The organism is Xenophilus sp. (assembly GCF_044462705.1).
Lineage (GTDB): Bacteria > Pseudomonadota > Gammaproteobacteria > Burkholderiales > Burkholderiaceae_C > Xenophilus > Xenophilus azovorans.
This window is the reverse complement of sequence record NZ_JBIQNC010000351.1, coordinates 1-2502: the sequence shown is the minus strand read 5'-3', so window position 1 is coordinate 2502 and position 2502 is coordinate 1. Positions and strand designations below refer to the sequence as shown.

Below are 2502 nucleotides of genomic sequence, written 5' to 3'. Positions count from 1 at the left end.
GCGAGCGTGCCGGCCAGGTGCCCGCGCGTGAACGCCTCCTCGAAGATCGAGTAGCCCGACCAGTCGGCATGCGCGAACAGGAGGCGGCCGGCCCGGTGCGGCAGGCCGCCGATGCGCGCCAGCAGCCCGGGCGAGGGCACGGCCATCGCATGACCGTAACGGGTGACCTCGATGCGCGTAGCCAGGCGCGGCAGGTCCGGGTGCGGCACGGCGAGCTCGGCCAGCAGCTCGTCGCGCCAGGCGGTCCAGGGCGCATCGAGCAGCCGCCGGCGGCCCTCGGCCACGTCCGCGCCGTCGAGGGCGCTGGGGCCCAGCGGCCGGTACCAGCTCAGGACGGTGGCGCGCGGCGTCGGATCCAGCGCCTGGTGGTTGGCGTCCACGTAGCCCAGGCCGCGTGCGCCGTACACCACGTTGTCCCAGCTCGGCGCGGCGCCGGGGCGGTCCTGCAGCGGCGCGCGCAGGTGCACGTTGGCGACCAGCCAGGGCGCGTGCTGCACCCGGGCGGCGGCCTCGCGCAGGAAGGACGGCGCGCCTTCGACGATGCGCGCGGCGACGAAGACGGGCAGGGCGACGACGGCCTGCGCGGCCTGCCAGCGCACGAGGCGCTGCGCGCGCGCGTCCCACGCATCGACCTCGACGCCGCCGCGCGTCTCGGCGATGCGCACGGCCACCTGGCCGACATGCAGCCGCTCGCCCAGCGGCGCGGCCAGGCGGCGGGTGAGCCAGCCGTTGCCTTCGGGCCAGGTGAGCACGGCGTCGCGCTCGCCGTCGTCGTCCTCGCCCGGTGCGTGGAAGCCGTGGCGGCTGGCGAAGTAGTGGAGGCCGGCCCAGGCCGAGACGTGCGCGAGGCCGGCGCCGTAGTCGTCGCGGCAGCAGTAGTCGAGGTACCAGCGCAGGTGCGGATCGGACAGGCCCTCGCGGTCCAGCCAGGCGGCGAAGGGCAGGGCGTCGAGTTCGAGCAGCAGGGGCGCCAGCGGCGCGCGCAGCGTCGGGATGGCGAAGTGCGCGGCGCGGCGCAGTGCGTCCACGCGGCGCGCGAAGCGGCGGTACTGCGCGAGCGTGGCCTCGTCCACGCCGTGCAGGGGCAGCAGGCCGTCCTGCCATTCGCCGCGGAAGAACAGGCGCTCCTGCGGGCTGTGGCACAGGTGGCGCTCGTCGTATTCCCAGCGGCCGGCCACGCGCCGGCGCAGGCCCAGCTCCTCCAGCAGGTCCTGCACCTCGCGCGCGTCGTCGCCCGGCGTGGGCAGGTAGTGCGCGCCGAGCGGGCAGGCGATGCCGCCGACGCGCCCGCCGCGCGCGTTGCCGCCGGCCTCGTCCTCCAGTTCGAGCAGCGCGACGTCGTCCACGCCGGCCAGGCGCAGCGCCCGCGCCGCTGCCAGCCCCGCCACGCCGCCGCCGACGATGACGACGCGCGTGCGGCGCGTCTCGGCCGGCGGCGCATCGCGCCAGCGGCCGTCGCGCAGCGCGTGGCCGCGCGCGACGTCGATGCCGGTGAAGCCGCCCTCGATGTCGGGCGTCGCGTCGCAGCCGGCCAGGGCAAGGGCGCCCGCGCCGGCACCGAGGAAGTCGCGGCGGCGCATCAGTGCCCCACGACCTTGCCCCACTCCTGCTCGTAGGTCGTCACCAGCACCTGGTTCGACAGGCGGTTGACCTCGGCCGGCACGCGGTCCATGTCGCGGGGGAAGTCGAACAGCAGCGGCAGCGTCTGCGCCGAGAGGAAGCGCAGGCCCGGCGGCAGGGCCTCGGGCAGCCGCCAGGGCCGGCGGCTGGCGATGACGAAGCCCCATTCGCCGAAGCTGGGCACGTGCGCGTGGTAGGGCGTGGCGGTGAGGCCCACCGACTCCACCGTCTGCACCACCGTCCAGAAGCTCCTGCGCGCCACCAGCGGCGAGGTGGTCTGGATCACCGCGTAGCCGCTGGCCGCGAGGCGCTTGTCGAGCAGCGCGTAGAAGCTGTTGGTGAAGAGCTTGCCGATGGCGAAGTTGGTGGGGTCGGGGAAGTCGACGACGATCACGTCAAAGAGATCGTCGGCCCCCACGCTCCCCGCTTCGCGTGGTTCGCTGCCCCCCGAGGGGGCGCTCGCGCCTTGGGGCGGCCCGGCGGCGCTCGAGCCCCCCTGCTGCAGCCACTTGAAGGCGTCGGTGTTGACGACCTTCACCTTGGGCGAGGCGAGCGAATGGCCGTTCAGCGCGGCCAGCGTCTCGTGCCCGGTGAAGAGCCGCGTCATGTTCGGGTCCAGCTCGACCAGCGTGACCTGCTCCACCGACGGGTACCTGAGCACCTCGCGCACCGCCATGCCGTCGCCGCCGCCGAGCACCGCCACCTTCTTCGGCGCGCCCTGCGCCGCCATCACCGGATGCACCAGCGCTTCGTGGTAGCGGTACTCGTCGCGTTCGGCGAACTGCAGGTTGCCGTTGAGGAACAGCCGGTGCCCGGCGCTGCCGCGGGTGACGACGATGCGCTGGTAGGGCGAGCTGGCGGCGAAGACGATGCGGTCCTGGT

Annotated in this window: 1 protein-coding gene and 1 pseudogene; both read right to left on the bottom strand. The window is 74.8% G+C overall.

Annotated elements, in window-relative coordinates:
• Positions 1–1580, bottom strand: a 1580-nt coding sequence (locus ACIY1X_RS26005) for an FAD-dependent oxidoreductase (protein WP_399686453.1), incomplete at its 3' end; no start/stop codon positions are given.
• A pseudogene (locus ACIY1X_RS26000) lies at positions 1580–2502 on the bottom strand (polyamine aminopropyltransferase); the annotation flags it as partial. The pseudogene ACIY1X_RS26000 and the gene ACIY1X_RS26005, both read right to left, overlap by 1 nt.